The sequence below is a fragment of the Pedobacter sp. 05L430 genome, assembly GCF_056397585.1.
On sequence record NZ_JBFTNT010000638.1, the window covers coordinates 1 to 450 of the forward strand.

The window sequence follows — 450 nt, forward strand, 5'->3', positions numbered from 1 at the left end:
GAGCAGGCAATGGTAGAGCAGGCAATGGTACTGCCAACTACTGTCAGGAACTTAGTGAGCACAGTTTTAGTCTCACCCTATGGCTGTACAAGCAGCCTCTTATTTCTATACAAACAGCCTGGTATCCGTGGCATTCGAAAAGAGATAAAATTTTCCCGGATGGCATATCTATCAATCCGGGATCTAATCAATTACCAGGATCTACATTTTGTCATGCCTAGAGCATATGTGTTTCTGAAACGGACTTACAATAGAGCATTGCGCATTGCTTTCAAAATAGGAGATGTCAACTCATAGACATTTCTACCTAAGCAATTCGGTGAGTGTTAAAGTAACCTCACCCTATGGCTGTGCAAACAGCCTCCATACTAAATAGCTTCCTCTCAAAGAACTAAACTTATCACCATCAGGACTGGCCTGAGCCTGATACTTCTATTCAACTASTAGCTG

General features: G+C 42.3%; 1 protein-coding gene. It reads left to right on the forward strand.

From position 1 onward, the window contains the following. Positions 1-221: hypothetical protein (locus AC1DG9_RS27745; RefSeq protein ID WP_477635793.1), on the forward strand; the 221-nt coding region annotated here is incomplete at its 5' end. Between the last annotated feature and the right edge of the window lie 229 nt (positions 222-450).